This window comes from Microbacterium sp. nov. GSS16 (genome assembly GCF_028198145.1).
In the GTDB taxonomy this organism is placed as follows: domain Bacteria; phylum Actinomycetota; class Actinomycetes; order Actinomycetales; family Microbacteriaceae; genus Microbacterium.
In genome coordinates this window covers 2,111,558-2,127,842 of record NZ_CP116338.1, presented here as the reverse complement: position 1 = coordinate 2,127,842, position 16,285 = coordinate 2,111,558, and the positions used below count along the sequence as shown (strand labels likewise).

Below are 16,285 nucleotides of genomic sequence, written 5' to 3'. Positions count from 1 at the left end.
CTTGCTTGCGGAATGGTCGGCGCTGAGTAGCGTTGTACTCAGAAGACGTGGCAGAACACACTCGGAGGTTCACATGAGCAAGGCCCAGACCGTTCCCAGCATCGCCGTCGACCCGACCGTGGCCGCCGCCGCCGCGCAGTTCCTCTCGCCCGTGGTGCTCGGCCTGCAGGCTCTCACCGTCAACGGCAAGCAGGCGCACTGGCACGTGCGCGGTGCGAACTTCGTCGGCGTCCACGAGCTGCTCGACACGATCGTCGAGCACGCCGGCGACTTCGCCGACACGGCCGCAGAGCGCATCGTCGCCCTCGGCCTGCCGATCGACGCCCGCGTGCAGACCGTCGCAGAGCGCGCCGGCCGCACCGCCGTCCCCGCCGGCTTCGAGCAGTCGGATGAGCTCATCCGCGCGGTGATCGGCGACATCGACGCGATCCTCGTCGACGTGAAGGCCGCCGTCGACGGTCTCGACGAGGTCGACCTGACCAGTCAGGACGTGGCCATCGAGATCCAGCGAGGGCTGGAGAAGGACCGCTGGTTCCTCATCTCGCACATCGCGGCCTGACACATGGCGGAGCCTGACCGCGGGGCCTTGCCCCGCGTGACCTGACCCCGCGTGACCGAGAAGGGCGCTGCAGCATCGCTGCGGCGCCCTTCTCGCGCTCCGCGTCCGGTGCGCTCACTCCACGTGCGTGAGGCTGCCGCGCAGAAGCGTCGCCGCGACGGGCATCCGGCTCAGCTCGGCGCGATCGGCGGTCAGCGGATCGGTGCCGCACAGCACGAGGTCCGCGACGCCGCCGATCTCGAGATCGGTGTCGCCGTGGCGGCTGCTCGCTCGCAGCGCGGATGCGACTCCCACCCGTTCCGCCGGCTGCCACGGCTCGCGTTCGTCTGCGGTGCGGTGCACGGCCGCCGCGATCGTCGTCCACGGGTCGAGGGGCGCCACCGGGGCGTCCGATCCGAACCGCACCGGGATGCCGGCCGCGAACAGCGATGCGAGCGGGTGACTCAGTGCCCGCTGGTGCTGCCACAGGCTGCCGACCATGTCGCGATCGTCGACGGCGTGCTCGGGCTGCACGCTGGCCACGACGCCCAGGCGGGCGAAGCGGGCGAGGTCGGCGTGCCGCACCAGCTGTGCGTGCTCGATCGTGCCCCGCGCCTGGGTATAGGTGAACGCGTCAAGGGCTGATGCCACGGCGCGGTCGCCGATGGCGTGCACGGCCGCATCGATCCCTGACGCTGTCGCCTGCGTCAGCAGATCGCGGAGGCGGTCGGGGTCGATCGTGAGCACGCCGAAGTTGGTCACGTCATCGTCGTACGCGTGCGAGCACGCGGCTGTGCGCGTGCCGAGCGAGCCATCGGTGATGAGCTTGAGGGGGCCGACGTGCACGAGCCCGTTCGTGCCGGGCAGCTCCTCGCCCGTGCGGAGCCCCTCCGCGATCGCCCGCGGCAGGTCCGCCGCATAGAAGGCGAACTCGACCCGGTGCGCGGCGAACCCGGCATCCGCACGGCGCCGCCACGCCTGCGCGTTCCACGCCATGTCGAAGTCGACGAGGCCGGTGATCCCGCGAGCGGCGGCCCGCTCGCCCGCGCGCAGGACCGCCGCGTCGGCCGTGAGATCGTCCGCCGCGTTCAGTCGCCGCGAGATCTCGAAGGCGTCCTCCTCCCTGAGCATCCCGTCCTCAGTCGGAGCGAACCCCTCGCGCTGGAACGCAGCCGAGTTCAGCCACACACTGTGCACATCGGCGTTGATCAGGTACGTCGGTCGGTCCCCGGTGCGCTCATCGAGCAGGGTGAGGGACGGCGCATCCGCCCAGAGAGCGTCCCGCATCCCGGCGCCCACGCGTCGACCATCCGCGAGAGCGTCAGCATCGCCCATGACCCGTGCCGCCTCCGCGGCGCTGTGCACCTCGCCCAGCTGCACGCGGTCGGCGTTCAGCGCCCACTGCACGGTGTGCACATGGTGGTCCCACAGTCCCGCGACCACCCGGCGCCCCTCGCCCTCGAGCACCAGCCCGCTCGGCGGCAGCACACCCGTCGGTGCCGCGTCGGCGAGGCGTCCGTCACGGATCACGAGGTCGACGGGCTCGTCGCCGAAGGTGAGCGCCAGCGGTCCGCTCAGCCGCGCCGCGCGCACGAGGTCGACATGATCGCCGCGCGCGGTCACGATCGATCCCCTCGGCGCGCGTCGCGGGCGCGGCGCATCTCGGCGGCCAATGCCCGGTTGGAGTGAGGGCCGTCGCCCTCGAGCGCCGCGATCACCTCGTCGACGGTCTCGGATGGCTTGTTCTGGCTCAGCTTGCGCTTCGCGACGACCTTCGCCGGCGTGAGCCGGAAGCCGACCGTCCCCGCGGCGAGGCGATGCACGAACGTCTCATCGTTGGGCAGCTGCCACATGCCGCGAGGACTCGGCATCCGGTTCTCGAAGACGTCGACCATCCGCTCGAGCACTCGCAGGTTCTCGGCCTCGGAGAGGATCTCGGGGACTCCACTGAGGTGCACCGACACGTGGTTCCATGTGGGCACCGCCGGCACGTCGCCGTACCATCCGGGCGAGATGTAGCCGTGCGGACCCTGGAAGGCGATGAGAACTTCGCGCTCGCCCAGGCCGTGGATGAGATCGTCCGGACGCCCCACATGACCCACCACCGTGAGATCGTCGCGCTCGTCGTCGAGCAGCACGACGTAGTGCGAGGCGACGAGCCCGTCATCCGCGTCGCTGATGAGGGTGGCCCACGGGTTGAGCTCGATGATCCGGCGCAGTTCGGCCGGGTCTGCCATGGCGAAGCTGGGGTTCTGACGCACCCTGCAAGCCTATGGCCGACCCGGCCGCACCACGCCTCACCGGGAGGTCTTGACCACCGGGATCGCCTGGGTCTTCCAGTCCTCGAACGCCTGGTCACCCGACATGAACGCGTGGACCTCGGCGGGGGTCGCCCTCAGCTTCGGGTCGTTGTCGAGGTACTTCTTCGTCTCGCGCGCGACGAGGCCGGAGAGGATGAGCAGACCGATGAGGTTCGGCAGCGCCATGAGGCCGTTCATCACGTCCGAGAACGCCCACACCACGCCCAGCTGCACCGTGCAGCCGATGAAGACGACGAGCGAGAACAGGATGCGGAACGGCATCACGGCCTTGCGGCCGATCAGCCGCTCGATGCTGCGCTCGCCGTAGTACGACCAGCCGAGGATGGTGGAGCCGGCGAACAGCACCAGGCCGATCGTCACGATGTAGTGGCCCCATTCGCCGGGCAGGCCGTGCGAGAACGCCTCGCCCGTCATCAGCGCCGCGCTGATCTGCTCGCCCGTCTCGGGATCGGTCATGTTCCACACGCCGGTGGTGATGATCACCAGTCCCGTGCAGGTGACCACGATGATCGTGTCGATGAAGGTCTGCGTCATCGACACCAGGCCCTGTCGCACCGGGTGGCTGGTCTTGGCGGCCGCGGCCGCGATCGCCGCGGAGCCCATTCCCGACTCGTTCGAGAAGATACCTCGGGCGACACCCATCTGCACGGCGATGATGATGGCGGAGCCGGCGAAGCCGCCGATCGCGCTCGTGCCGGTGAAGGCCTCGGTGAAGATCTGCGCGAACGCGGCCGGGACGCCGCCGATGTTCGCGATGAGGATGTAGATGGCGCCGAGCACGTAGAAGATGATCATCACGGGCACGAGACCGGCAGTGACGCGACCGATCGACTTGATCCCGCCGACGAGCACGAGCAGCGCGAACACCGTGAGCACGATGCCGGTGACCCAGGTGGGCACGTTGAAGCTGTTCTCGAGGTTGGCCGAGATCGAGTTGCCCTGCGTCATGTTGCCGATTCCGAAGCAGGCGATGACGGCGGCGATCGCGAAGAAGATGGCGAGGAACCTGCCGAACCCGCCCGGGATGCCCCGCTCGAGGTAGTACTGCGGCCCACCGGACTTCTCGCCCGCTGCGTCTGTGGTGCGGAAGCGCACGCCGAGGAACGCCTCCGAGTACTTCGACGCCATGCCGAGCAGCCCGGTCACCCACATCCAGAACAGCGCACCGGGGCCGCCGATGCCGATGGCCGTGGCGACGCCGACGATGTTGCCGGTTCCCACCGTGGCTGCGAGAGCGGTGGTCAGCGCCTGGAACTGCGAGATGTCGCCGTCGGAGCCGGGATCCTTGCGGGTGAACAGGCCGAGGCGCAGCGCTGCGCCGAGTCGGAGGAACTGGATTCCGCCCAGGCGGATGGTGAGGTAGAGGCCGGTGCCGAGCAGCAGCGGGATCAGGACCCACGGCCCCCAGATCCACGAGCTGATGTTCTCGAGCACGGCCTGCAGGCCGGAAAGGTCCATGGAATCTCCTGTCGTGCGACGGTGCGGACGGACTCCGCCATCCTATTCACAGCGCGCACTCAGGTTCGCTCATCCGCCGCGGGTCGGGATCAGCGCTGGCAGAACGGGCACCAGTACAGCTTGCGGGCGCCGATCTCCTCCAGGGCGATCTCCGTGCCGCAGACCCGGCACGGCAGCCCCGCGCGGTGGTACACCCAGTGACGATCGTCGCGGCTGGCCATGGCCGCGCGGTACGCATCGCCCGTGAGGCCATCCATCGTCATCATCTGCCCGGTCTCGACACCGATCGACAGCAGGCGCACCCAGTCGCGCCAGAGTTCGCGCACGACCTCCTCAGGAACATCGCGTCCGGGCGTGTGCGGCTCGAGCCGCGCCCGGAACAGCATCTCTGCGCGGTAGACGTTGCCGATGCCGCTCACCACCGACTGATCCATCAGCAGCAGTGCGATCGGCGTGGGCTTGCGGCGCACGATGCTCACGAAGCGCTCCTCGCCTTCGGCGAGGTCGCCGACGAGGGGGTCAGGGCCCAGCTTGGCGACCGTGGCGAGCATCTCGTCGGTGCTCTGCAGCGCGCAGGCCGTCGGACCGCGCAGGTCGGCGCAGGTGGTGTCGTTCAGCAGCCTCAGGCGCACCTGGCCCACCACCGGCGGGGGCCATTCGTCGCCCTCGTCGGCTAGGCCGCTGGTCTGCTCCGACATCCGCACGTGCACCCGTGACCTGCGCGGTGCGCCGATCGAGGTCAGCGAGTTCTCCCCGGCGTCGTCGAAGATCGCCTCCTCGTCCGCGTCATCGAGATGGGTGCCACGCTGGTTGGTCTGCCCCATGCGGCCGTTGGCGGATGCGATGGTCGCGTCCGCCACGATCTCTCCCGCGAAGTCCCACGCACCGTACAGACCGAGGTGCACGCGCAGCCAGACGGCCTCCTCGAACTCGAGGAACATCTGCTTGCCGACCGCCATCGCCTGCAGCATCTCGCGCCCGTCGAGCACTGCCGCCCCCTCGGCGAAGCGCCCCTGCGGACTCGACGCGCTGACCGGCCGGCCGACGAAGTTCCGCGCGAACTGTCGGGCGATGCGGTGGACGGAGTGACCCTCGGGCATCTCAGGCGCGCCCGTCGGCGGTACCGACACCCTCCTGACGCGGGTCGGGAAGCAGTGAGCCGTCCCGCTCGAAGTCCGCGATCTGCGCGATCCGGCGCACGTGCCGCTCTTCATTCGAGAACGGGGTCGCGATGAAGCGATCGATGAACGAGATCACCTCGGCGAAGCCGTGCTGGCGCGCGCCGATCGAGATCACGTTCGCGTCGTTGTGCTCGCGGGCGAGCTCTGCCGTCGACAGGTTCCACACCAGAGCCGCGCGGATCCCCTCGACCTTGTTCGCTGCGATCTGCTCGCCGTTGCCCGATCCCCCGAAGACGACGCCGAGCGCCTCCACGCCGGCGCGCTGGTCGGCGACGACCGCCTGCGCCGCACGGATGCAGAACGCGGGATAGTCGTCGAGCGCGTCGTACTCCACGGGGCCGTGATCGACGACTTCATGGCCCGCGTCGCTCAGATGCTGCTGCAGGCGGGTCGAGAAGTCGAGTCCGGCGTGGTCGGTGGCGATGTGGATGCGCATACCGCCATCCTATTTCGACGTGAAGGGCACGCGGCGAGGGGGCCACGCGCCCCGGAGGCTCAAGACAGCGCGAAGCGATGTGTTGAGTGGGGCGTGGGGATCAGGGAGCGATGCCCGCCGCGGCCGGCTTGAAGCCGGCGCGGATGTTCTCGCAGCAGCCCGGACGGCAGACGTCGTACCAAGGGCCGAGGTCGGTCACGTGAGCACGATCGGCGGCGGGGCGGCCTTCGAGACGCTCCTGCACCAGGTCGACGATGCCCGAGACGAACGCCGGCGAGACACCAGGGGTGGGTGTGCGGGTGAAGGCGAGGCCGGCCTCCTCCGCCGCTTCCTTCGCCTCGGTGTCGAGGTCCCAGAGCACCTCCATGTGGTCGCTCATGAACCCGACCGGGACGACGATGACCGCGCGGCGACCGCGCTCCGGCAGCTCGCCGATGACGTCGCAGACGTCGGGCTCGAGCCACGGCTGCGAGGCCGGGCCTGACCGCGACTGGTACACGAGCTCCCAGGGCACGTCTGCGGCGGCCGGGGTCAGTTCGGCGACGCGGGCCATCACCCACGCGCTGACCGCCTCGTGCTGCACGGCGTACGCCCCGCCCTCGCCCCAGTCGATGTCGCGCGGGCCCGAGCGCACGGCGTCGTCCATCGGAATGCTGTGGGTCGAGAAGAGCACCTGGATCTCATCCGCGGTGAACCCCTCCTCGAGACGCTGGCGCACGGCGTCGTGCACTCCCTCGACGAACGCCTGCACGAAGCCGGGGTGATCGAAGAACGGACGGATCTTGTCGATGGTGACGAGACCGTCGCACTCGGTGCCGTCGAGGACGCGCGCGAAGTCCTCGCGGTACTGCCGGCAGCTCGAGAACGAGCTGTATGCGCTGGTGGCGAAGGCGAGCAGAGTGGTGTGGTCGTCGGCGACCGCCTCGGCCACGGCGTCCTCGAGGTAGGGAGCCCAGTTGCGGTTGCCCCAGTACACGGGCAGGTCGATCGATCGCGCGGCGAGCTCGGCCTCCAGCGCCGCCTTCAGCGCGCGGTTCTGGGCGTTGATCGGGCTGACCCCGCCGAAGTGACGGTAATGATGCGAGACGTCTTCGAGACGCTCGTCGGGGATGCCGCGACCGCGCGTGACGTTGCGGAGGAACGGGATCACGTCGTCCTGCCCTTCAGGGCCGCCGAATCCGGCGAGCAGCAGGCCGTCGTAGGCGACGGGGACCTCGACGTGTGCGGAGCCGGTCGATGCGGCCGGCGAGGCGTGCGGGACGACGATCTTCTCTGAGGAGCTCACGGGATACATCCTGGCACCGACTCTCTATGAGCCAGCCCACCCTGACAGGAACGAGCCGGCATGAGGTCTGCACCTGCGCGCGGGCCTGGCGTAGGCTGTCATGGTTGCCGTCGGCGCCAGCAGCGTCGACGCACCTAGACATCCCCTTCACCAACGGGAGAAATCAGCTGTGCCTGGAGAAAACCTCACACGTATCGAAGCGCAGGAGCGCCGTGCCGTCATCGACACGCAGTCGTACGAGATCTCACTCGACCTGACCAAGGGTGCGGAGGTGTTCGGCTCGCGCAGCGTGGTCCGCTTCACCGCGACGCCAGGGGCGTCGACGTTCATCGACCTCATCGCACGCGAGGTGCGCGAGATCACCCTCAACGGCGAGCAGGTCGACCCGAGTGCCGCCTTCGGCGACTCGCGCATCGCCCTCGAGGACCTGCAGGCCGAGAACGTGCTCATCGTCGACGCCGACTGCCTCTACACCAACACCGGCGAGGGTCTGCACCGATTCGTCGACCCCGTCGACGGCGAGGTCTACCTGTATTCGCAGTTCGAGGTGCCCGACTCCCGCCGCGTGTTCGCGGTGTTCGAGCAGCCCGACCTCAAGGCGACGTTCCAGTTCACCGTCACCGCGCCCTCGGCGTGGAAGGTCGTCTCGAACTCCCCCACGCCCGAGCCGATCGTGCACGACGCGTCGTCGGGCTCCGAGGGCGTGGCCACCTGGGGCTTCGCGCCCACACCGCGGATCTCCTCGTACATCACCGCACTCGTCGCAGGTCCGTACGAGGCCACCTTCTCCGAGCTCACCAGCGCGTCGGGCAAGGTCATCCCGCTCGGCGTCTACGGTCGCAAGAGCCTGTGGCAGCACCTCGACGCCGACTACATCTTCGCCAAGACCCGGCAGGGCTTCGAGTACTTCGAGGCGAAGTTCGGCGTGCCGTACCCGTTCGAGAAGTACGATCAGCTGTTCGTGCCCGAGTTCAACGCGGGCGCCATGGAGAACGCGGGTGCGGTGACCTTCACCGAGACGTACGTGTTCCGCAGCAAGGTGACCGACGCCGTCAAGGAGCGCCGGGTCGTCACGATCCTGCACGAGCTCGCGCACATGTGGTTCGGCGACCTCGTCACCATGAAGTGGTGGAACGACCTGTGGCTGAACGAGTCGTTCGCGGAATGGGCATCCACCATCGCCACAGCTGAGGCGACCGAGTGGGAGGCCGCCTGGACGACCTTCAACGCGATGGAGAAGACCTGGGCCTACCGCCAGGACCAGCTGCCCTCGACGCACCCGATCGTCGCCGAGATCAACGACCTCGAAGACGTCATGGTCAACTTCGACGGCATCACCTACGCCAAGGGCGGGTCTGTGCTCAAGCAGCTGACCGCCTGGGTCGGCATCGACGCGTTCTTCACCGGCGTCGGCCAGTACTTCCAGAAGCACGCCTGGGGCAACACCGAGCTGAGCGACCTGCTCACCGAGCTCGAGGCGACCAGCGGGCGCGACCTCACCACCTGGGCGAAGAAGTGGCTCGAGACGGCCGGCGTGAACACGCTGGCACCGGTCATCGTCGACGATGCGGCCGGCGTCATCACGCGCTTCGCCGTCACGCAGACGGCTCCCGCCGACTACCCGACCATCCGTCCGCATCGCCTGGGCATCGGCTTCTACAACCTCACCGATTCCGCCGGGCGTTCCGAGCTCGTGCGCACGCACTACGTCGAGGTCGATGTCGACGGCGACCGCACCGAGATCCCCGAGCTGCAGGGTATCGAGCGTCCCGACATGGTGCTGCTCAACGACAACGACCTCGCCTACGCGAAGATCCGCCTTGACGAGCGCTCTCTCGCCACGGCCATCGAGCACCTGTCCGACATCTCCGACCCGCTCGCGCGGTCGCTCGTGTGGGGCGCGGCGTGGGACCAGACCCGGGATGCCGAGACCGCCGCATCCGACTACATCGACCTCGTGCTCGGCAACATCGGCCACGAGACCGAGTCGACCACGGTGCGCACGACGCTCGCGCAGCTGCAGCTCGCGGCGAACATCTACGTCGCACCCGAGACCCGCGCTGCCGCGCGCGAGAAGATCGCCGACGGCCTGTGGGCCCTCGCTCACCAGGCCGAGCCGGGAAGCGACAGCCAGCTGCAGCTGGTGACCGCGTTCGCCAACTCGATCGCCACGCCCGAGCAGGCGGGCATCGTCGGCCGGCTGCGCGCGGGCGAGGAGACGCTGCCCGGACTCGAGATCGACGCCGACCTGTCGTGGCTGCTCCTCGCCGGTCTCGCCGCTGCGGGTGCGACCGACGCCGCCGCCATCGACGCCGCGCTCGCCGCCGACAACACGTCCAAGGGTGCGGAGTTCGCCGCTCAGGCGCGCGCCGCGCTCCCGACAGCGGAAGCCAAGCAGGCCGCCTGGTCGTCGCTGATCGACAACAGCGACCTGCCGAACACGATCGTGCGCTCGGCCGCCCTCGGCTTCGTGCACCCGTCCGGTGTCGACGTGCTCGGGGCGTTCATCCCGAAGTACTTCGAGATGCTGCTGCCCATCTGGGAGGAGCGCACCTACCAGATCGCGGATTACCTGGTCGTCGGGCTCTACCCGCGCTCGCTCGCGAGCGTCGAGCTGCGCGATGCGACGCGCACCTGGCTCGCCGAGAACCAGGACGCCGCTCCTGCGCTGCGCCGGCTGGTGCACGAGAATCTCGCCGACGTGGAACGGGCTCTCGCGGCGCAGTCCCGCGACGCGGAGGACTGACAGCCACGGTCCACTCGTTTCCCGGCGCGGATCGGGACGTGACGCCTTGAGCCGGAGGGCCTCAGCGCACGCAGAATGCGCTGAGGCCTGATCGGTAAAATCGGGGTGATGGACATCCGCTTCGCCGCCGAGACGCCCGCCCCCGATCCCACCGATCCGGGGTGGTGGAGCGGCATGCTCGACATCCTGGTGACGATCGGCGGCCGGGCGCTCACTGTCGTCATCATCATCGCGAGCTGCGTGCTGATCGGGTTCATCCTGCGCCTGGTCATCCGCCGCGTCGTGCAGCGCATCGTGAACAGCGCCAAGTCGAAGGCGCGCGTCGACGACACTCAGGCCCTCGAGCGATCACCGCTCGCCGACATGCGCCTCGTCCAGCGCACCCGCACGCTCGGCTCGATCCTGCAGAACATCGTCAACGTGATGCTCGTGGTGATCGCGCTGGTCCTCATCGTGAGCACCGTCCTCCCCAGCCTGCTGGGCTCGCTGACCCTTCTCACCGCCGCGATCGGCGCCGGGCTCGGCTTCGGCGCGCAGAACATCGTCAAGGACGTGCTGAACGGCATCTTCCTCGTGGCCGAGGATCAGATCGGGATCGGCGACGTGGTCGATCTCGGCCTGGCATCCGGTGTCGTCGAGTACGTCAGCGTGCGCATCACGCAGGTGCGCGATGTGAACGGCACGCTCTGGTACGTGCGCAACGGCGAGGTCACCCGCATCGGGAACATGTCGCAGGGCTGGGCACGCGCCATCGTCGACCTCGGCGTCGCGCCAGACGCCGATCTCGAGCTCGTCGAGAAGACGATGCTCGAGACCGCGCAGCACCTGGCGAAGGACCCCAAGTGGCGCACGCGGATCATCGCGAAGCCCGAGATCTGGGGGCTGGAGAGCATCGACGGCGACGCGCTCGTGGTGCGGGTGGTCATGAAGACGCGCGCCAACGCGATGGACGACGTCTCGCAGGAGCTGCGCCGCCGGCTGCGCGCCGCGCTGGCCCAGAAGGAGATCGACGTGCCGCGCCTTGCCGCAGTGACGCTGACCGGCCTGGAGGGCGCGCGGCGGGTGCGCGGTGCCAACCCGCCCGTCACCAAGCCGAACCCGGTGACGGGCGTGCCGCGCATCGTCGATCGGGGCATCTGGCGACGCAGGAAGGCCAGCGACGAGGAAGGCGGCACGCAATGACGTTCTACGACGAGGTCGGCGGACAGCCCACCTTCGAGCGCCTGGTGACGGTGTTCTATCGCGAGGTCGCGCTCGACCCGGTGCTCAAGCCGATGTATCCGGAAGAGGATCTCGGACCCGCCGCCGATCGGCTCACGTGGTTCCTCGCCCAGTACTGGGGCGGGCCGAGCACCTACGGCGAGCAGCGCGGTCATCCGCGGCTGCGGATGCGGCACGTGCCCTTCCACATCGACCCCGACGCGCGCGACCGCTGGCTGCGTCACATGCGCACCGCGCTCGACGAGGTGCAGCTCTCGCCCCTGCACGAGGCGACTCTCTGGGACTACCTCGAACGCGCCGCATATGCCATGGTGAACACATTCGAGCCCTCGGGCATCGGCACGAGCCCCCAGGGACGCCCGACGCTCGAGCACCGCGCAGCCCCGGAGTCCACGGAGACCACATGACAGCCCTGCCCCGTACGCCCGCGCGGATGCCTGTTCTCCGGCCGTCAGGCGGGGCAGGCGGCGGCCCGCTGACCGGATCCCCTGTCCTGCTACTGGGCCCCTGAGCCTGCCGATGGGCCCGTCCCCCGCACCGCAGTGAGTCCGGTCACGGCGGGTCCTCGGCTGAGCACGTGCCCGCGGGCGAAGGCGAGCCGTGTCCAGCGCCCCGAACGGGTCACCCGCACATCCTCGGCGCCGCTGATGAATCCGAAGGCGTGCGCGGCGAACGCCATGCCGCGCGGCAGACCGGACAGGGCGTCGTCCGGCTCACCCCAGATGCGTGCGCGCAGCGCACGCACGGCCTCCTCCCCCGAGCCCGGTGCGGTGCCGTGCGCGACCGCCGAGATGCCCCACTGCGCGCGCTCCGCGACGGTCTGCGCGGTGAGATCGCCCACATGCATCCATTCCCCGCGCGGGGGCGCGACACCGGCCCACGCCGGTGCGCGTCCGGTGTCGGGAAGGGTGAGCTCGTGAGGGTTCTCACCCTCGGTGAGCTCGTCGACGACGATGTCGCAGCGCAGCTCGCGGTCGGCGCGCACGATGCGCATCGCGAGCACCGTGGGCGTCTGATCGAACAGGCTCTGCGGCGCGAGCGCCGCGGAGGTGAGGGCGAGCACGCCATCGGCCGCCTGCAGTCGCACCCCGTCGGCGCCGGCCTGCGCGGCACGTCCGGCGAAGGTCAGCACGTCGCGTGCGGTCTGGGCGTCGGCGAGCACGAGCGGTCGGGTCACTCCTCTACGTTAGCCCGACGACCCCGGGCCGAGCGCGACCGGCCGGTCGACCTAGACTGGTCGGATGACCGCTGAGCACGATGCCCGCCGATCCGTCGACGCCCTTCTCGACGTCCTGGATCTGGCGGAGTCGGAGGCGAGGACCACCGAGGACATCTTCACCGGTCGCTCGCACTTCATGCCCACCGGCCGGGTGTACGGCGGGCAGGTGCTGGCGCAGTCGCTGGTGGCCGCCGAGCGGACGCTGCCCGAAGACCGGGTGGTGCACTCGATGCACGGCTACTTCCTGCGCCCGGGAGACACCACGAGCAGGATCACCTTCTCGGTCGACCGCATCCACGACGGCCGCTCGTTCTCGACGCGCCGCTGCCAGGCCTTCCAGGGCGGTGTGCCGATCTTCTCGATGATCGCGTCGTTCCAGGACGAGGATCCGGGCGCCGATCACGCACAGCCGATGCCCGACGGCATCCCCGACCCCGAGCGGCTGCGCCCCGACGAGGAGCTCGTGGGCGACGTGCATCCGCTGACGAGGAAGATGCTCGCCGAGCGTCCCGCAGACGTGCGTCACGTCGAGGGCCCGCTGTTCGTCGACGTCGCGCGTGAGCAGGTCGCCCACCAGGCGGTGTGGATGCGGATGCGCGCGGCGCTGCCCGACGATCCGCGCCTGCACCGGGCGGCCCTCGCGTACCTCAGCGACATGACCGTCCAGGAGCCGATTCTGCGCCGTCACGGCGTGACGTGGAGCACGCCGGGGCTCAAGGTCGCCAGCCTCGATCACGCCATGTGGTGGCACCGCTTCGGCCGCGCGGACGAGTGGGTGGTGTACGTGCAGGAGTCGCCCAATGCGCGCGGCGGCCGCGGACTCTCGACGGGCCGCATCTACGATCGTGCGGGCACGCTGCTCGCCAGCGTGGCGCAGGAGGTCATGGTGCGGGTGCCGCAGCCCGAAGCCTGATCGTCAGCGGCGCGCGTAGCTGATCGGCTCGCCCACGTACGGCTCCCACGCCTCGCGCATCTCGGGACTGATCCGCACCGGCCGACCGGTGGCCGCATCGACGAGAACGATCACGGCGGTCGAGCGCGCGTACAGGATGCGGTCGGTGCTCGCCGGGTCGTTGTGCACCTCGTAGCAGACCTCAAGGCTCGACCCGCCGAGCTTGCCGAACCACATCTGCACCTCGAGGGGACGACGCTGGTACGGCACCGGCGCCAGGTACTCGATCTCCTGCCGGGCGATCAGGGTGAGTACTCCCTGATCGATGCCCGACTCGAGGATCGCCGTGTCGGGCGCCTGCTCCCCCGCCTCGGGCTTCCAGAAGGCGCGCACGCGGGCCTCCTCGAGCAGCTTGAGCATCGAGGTGTTGTTGACGTGGTTGAACGCGTCGAGGTCGCCCCACCGCAGGTGGATGGGGATGTGCAGGCGGGGAGTGTTACTGGTCATGACTTCCGTCAGGTTCCTATCGACATGCGGCCCCGCCCCGGAGGCGCCGGACAGCGCGAAGCGATGTTCGGAGTGGGGCGTGGTGATCAGTCGCGGGTGAGCTTGCGGTGCGTGGTGCGGTGCGGACGCGCCGCCTCCGGCCCCATGCGCTCGATCTTGTTCTTCTCGTACGCCTCGAAGTTGCCCTCGAACCAGTGCCACTGCGCCGGATTCTCGTCTGTGCCCTCGTAGGCGAGGATGTGGGTCGCGATGCGGTCGAGGAACCAACGGTCGTGCGTGATGACCACCGCGCAGCCGGGGAACTCGAGCAGCGCGTTCTCGAGCGAGCTCAGCGTCTCGACGTCGAGGTCGTTCGTCGGCTCGTCGAGGAGCAGCAGGTTGCCGCCCTCCTTGAGCGTCAGCGCGAGGTTGAGACGGTTGCGCTCACCACCGGAGAGCACGCCGGCCTTCTTCTGCTGGTCGGGTCCCTTGAACCCGAACTTGGAGACGTATGCGCGTGAGGGGATCTCGGTCTTGCCGACCGTGATGAAGTCGAGTCCGTCCGAGACGACCTCCCACAGCGTCTTGTTCGGGTCGATGTTCGCGCGGGACTGGTCGACGTAGCTGATCTTGACGGTCTCGCCGATCTTCAGCTCGCCGCCGTCGAGCGGTTCGAGGCCGACGATGGTCTTGAACAGCGTGGTCTTGCCCACGCCGTTCGGGCCGATGACGCCGACGATGCCGTTCGGGGGCAGGCTGAAGCTCAGGCCGTCGATCAGCACCCGGTCGCCGAACGCCTTGTGCAGCTTCTTCGCCTCGATGACGACATTGCCCAGGCGCGGACCGGCGGGGATCTGGATCTCCTCGAAGTCGAGCTTGCGGGTGCGCTCGGCCTCGGCAGCCATCTCCTCGTAGCGCGCCAGACGCGCCTTGGACTTCGTCTGGCGGCCCTTGGCGCTGGATCGCACCCAGTCGAGCTCATCCTTCAGTCGCTTGGCGAGCTTGGCATCCTTCTTGCCCTGGATGTCGAGTCGCTCGGCCTTCTTCTCGAGATAGGTCGAGTAGTTGCCCTCGTAGCCGATCAGGCGACCGCGGTCGACCTCGGCGATCCATTCCGCGACGTTGTCGAGGAAGTACCGGTCGTGCGTGATCGCGATGACCGCGCCCTTGTAGTCCTTGAGGTGCTGCTCGAGCCAGAGCACGCTCTCGGCGTCGAGGTGGTTGGTGGGCTCGTCGAGCAGCAGCAGGTCGGGCTTCTGCAGCAGCAGCTTGGCGAGAGCGACGCGGCGCTTCTCACCGCCCGAGAGCGGGCCGATCTCGGCATCGGCCGGCGGCGTGCGCAGGGCATCCATCGCCTGCTCCAGCTGCGAGTCGAGATCCCAGCCGTCGGCCGCGTCGATCTCCTCCTGCAGCACGCCCATCTCGGCGAGCAGCGAGTCGAAGTCGGCGTCGGGATCGGCCATCAGCGCCGAGATCTCGTTGAACCGGTCCAGCTTCGGCTTGATGGCCACACCGTCCTGGATGTTCTCGAGAACGGTCTTGGTCTCGTCGAGCTCGGGCTCCTGCATCAGGATGCCGACGCTGAAACCCGGGGTGAGCTTCGCCTCGCCGTTCGACGGGGTGTCCAGACCCGCCATGATCTTCAGGATCGTCGACTTTCCGGCGCCGTTCGGGCCGACCATGCCGATCTTGGCGCCCGGCAGGAACGCCATCGTCACGTCGTCGAGGATGAGCTTGTCGCCGACCGCCTTGCGGGCTCGCACCATGGAATAGATGTACTCAGCCATACCTTCACCGCTCCTCTGGAAGACCTGTCTCAGCGCCCGTGATCCGGCGCAGCGCATGCCGGGGACCGGATGCGCGAAGTGTGTGCGGCCGATCGCGGGGTGCTGCCCCCTTCTGTCGGCCCGGCTCCCTAGCCTACCGGTCGGCGCGTGCAACAGCGCTCAGGCGCCGTGGAGGCCGCTGCGACGCCGGCTCACCAGTCGATGGGCCGGGTGCCGCCCACCAGGCACGCCCCGTCCGCGAGTCGCGGAAGCCGCGCGGTGACCGGCTCGCCGGTCGACGGACCGACCTGACCCACCAGGCACTGCGTGTCGTTCACGGCGACCGAGAACTGCAGGCTCTCCGCGGCGGTGCCGACCGTGCTCCGGTCGGCCGTGACCTGCATCGCGTCCTTCTGGAACCCGGCCTCGACGAGCGCGTCGACGTAGGCGCGGCCCTGCCCGCGCGAGTCGGACGCCCACACGCGAGCGGTGATCTCGGTGAACGACGCGAGCGCGGCGTCCGACTCGTCCGCTGCGTCAGAGGCCTCGGGCGCCGCGGGCCCCGGTGATGGCGTGGCGGACGGCGCGTCAGGAGTCGCCGCCGGGCTGCAGGCCGTCAGCGCGAGCATGATCGCGCCCGCTCCCACCAGCAGCCGAGAGCAGCGCGCGCGCCGCCTGACGGAGACGGGGAACCTGTGGCGCACGCCTCGAGTCTAGGCGCTCGGATACCCGTCCC

The 16,285-nt window shown here is 69.3% G+C and carries 15 protein-coding genes; 5 read left to right on the top strand and 10 right to left on the bottom strand.

Features of this window, described 5'->3' with window-relative positions; genetic code table 11:
* Positions 1-73: 73 nt before the first annotated feature.
* The gene (locus PGB26_RS10145; protein WP_271637503.1) at positions 74-559 is read left to right on the top strand and encodes a Dps family protein; all 486 of its coding nucleotides are present in this window, start codon (positions 74-76) and stop codon (positions 557-559) included.
* Between the two features lie 114 nt (positions 560-673).
* Here PGB26_RS10145 and PGB26_RS10140 read toward each other — a convergent pair whose 3' ends face one another.
* The 6 genes from PGB26_RS10140 to PGB26_RS10115 all read right to left on the bottom strand — a co-directional run bounded on the left by PGB26_RS10140 (position 674) and on the right by PGB26_RS10115 (position 7,228).
* A complete protein-coding gene (locus PGB26_RS10140) occupies positions 674-2,164 on the bottom strand; it encodes an amidohydrolase (RefSeq protein WP_271639636.1) in 1,491 nt (496 codons plus the stop codon).
* A complete protein-coding gene (locus PGB26_RS10135; RefSeq protein WP_271637502.1) occupies positions 2,158-2,799 on the bottom strand; it encodes an FMN-binding negative transcriptional regulator in 642 nt (213 codons plus the stop codon). Before PGB26_RS10135 ends, PGB26_RS10140 begins: the two co-directional genes overlap by 7 nt.
* A 36-nt stretch (positions 2,800-2,835) precedes the next feature.
* Positions 2,836-4,317 (bottom strand): alanine/glycine:cation symporter family protein, encoded by a 1,482-nt coding sequence (locus tag PGB26_RS10130; RefSeq protein WP_271637501.1) that lies wholly within the window; start codon positions 4,315-4,317, stop codon positions 2,836-2,838.
* Positions 4,318-4,406: 89 nt separating this feature from the next.
* Positions 4,407-5,417, bottom strand: a complete 1,011-nt coding sequence (locus PGB26_RS10125) for an Fpg/Nei family DNA glycosylase (RefSeq protein ID WP_271637500.1) — start codon at positions 5,415-5,417, stop codon at positions 4,407-4,409.
* 1 nt (position 5,418) lies between these two features.
* Positions 5,419-5,934 carry a ribose-5-phosphate isomerase gene (locus PGB26_RS10120; RefSeq protein WP_271637499.1) on the bottom strand — a complete coding sequence of 172 codons (516 nt, stop codon included), beginning with the start codon at positions 5,932-5,934 and terminating at the stop codon, positions 5,419-5,421.
* Between the two features lie 100 nt (positions 5,935-6,034).
* Complete coding sequence (locus PGB26_RS10115) at positions 6,035-7,228, bottom strand: ferrochelatase (protein WP_271637498.1); 1,194 nt, start codon at positions 7,226-7,228, stop codon at positions 6,035-6,037.
* A 160-nt stretch (positions 7,229-7,388) separates the two neighbouring features.
* Between PGB26_RS10115 and pepN the strand changes: the two genes are divergently transcribed.
* From pepN to PGB26_RS10100, 3 genes are all read left to right on the top strand, one after another.
* Positions 7,389-9,965, top strand: coding sequence for an aminopeptidase N (pepN, locus tag PGB26_RS10110; RefSeq protein ID WP_271637497.1), 2,577 nt, complete (start codon positions 7,389-7,391; stop codon positions 9,963-9,965).
* A gap of 108 nt (positions 9,966-10,073) precedes the next feature.
* Positions 10,074-11,147: a mechanosensitive ion channel family protein gene (locus PGB26_RS10105; RefSeq protein ID WP_271637496.1), complete on the top strand. Its 1,074-nt coding sequence runs from the start codon at positions 10,074-10,076 to the stop codon at positions 11,145-11,147.
* Positions 11,144-11,593 carry a globin gene (locus PGB26_RS10100; RefSeq protein WP_271637495.1) on the top strand — a complete coding sequence of 150 codons (450 nt, stop codon included), beginning with the start codon at positions 11,144-11,146 and terminating at the stop codon, positions 11,591-11,593. Before PGB26_RS10105 ends, PGB26_RS10100 begins: the two co-directional genes overlap by 4 nt.
* Positions 11,594-11,682: 89 nt before the next feature.
* On the opposite strand, the gene PGB26_RS10095 is transcribed toward PGB26_RS10100, so the two are convergent.
* Positions 11,683-12,363 (bottom strand): hypothetical protein, encoded by a 681-nt coding sequence (locus tag PGB26_RS10095; RefSeq protein WP_271637494.1) that lies wholly within the window; start codon positions 12,361-12,363, stop codon positions 11,683-11,685.
* Between the two features lie 64 nt (positions 12,364-12,427).
* On the opposite strand from PGB26_RS10095, the gene PGB26_RS10090 reads away from it, so the two are divergent.
* Complete coding sequence (locus tag PGB26_RS10090) at positions 12,428-13,318, top strand: acyl-CoA thioesterase (protein ID WP_271637493.1); 891 nt, start codon at positions 12,428-12,430, stop codon at positions 13,316-13,318.
* Between the two features lie 3 nt (positions 13,319-13,321).
* On the opposite strand, the gene PGB26_RS10085 is transcribed toward PGB26_RS10090, so the two are convergent.
* From PGB26_RS10085 to PGB26_RS10075, 3 genes are all read right to left on the bottom strand, one after another.
* Entirely contained in the window at positions 13,322-13,804 is a 483-nt protein-coding gene (locus PGB26_RS10085; RefSeq protein ID WP_271637492.1) for an acyl-CoA thioesterase, read from the bottom strand.
* An 86-nt stretch (positions 13,805-13,890) separates the two neighbouring features.
* Positions 13,891-15,570, bottom strand: a complete 1,680-nt coding sequence (gene ettA, locus PGB26_RS10080; RefSeq protein WP_271637491.1) for an energy-dependent translational throttle protein EttA — start codon at positions 15,568-15,570, stop codon at positions 13,891-13,893.
* A gap of 191 nt (positions 15,571-15,761) precedes the next feature.
* Positions 15,762-16,253, bottom strand: a complete 492-nt coding sequence (locus PGB26_RS10075; RefSeq protein ID WP_271637490.1) for a DUF6993 domain-containing protein — start codon at positions 16,251-16,253, stop codon at positions 15,762-15,764.
* Between the last annotated feature and the right edge of the window lie 32 nt (positions 16,254-16,285).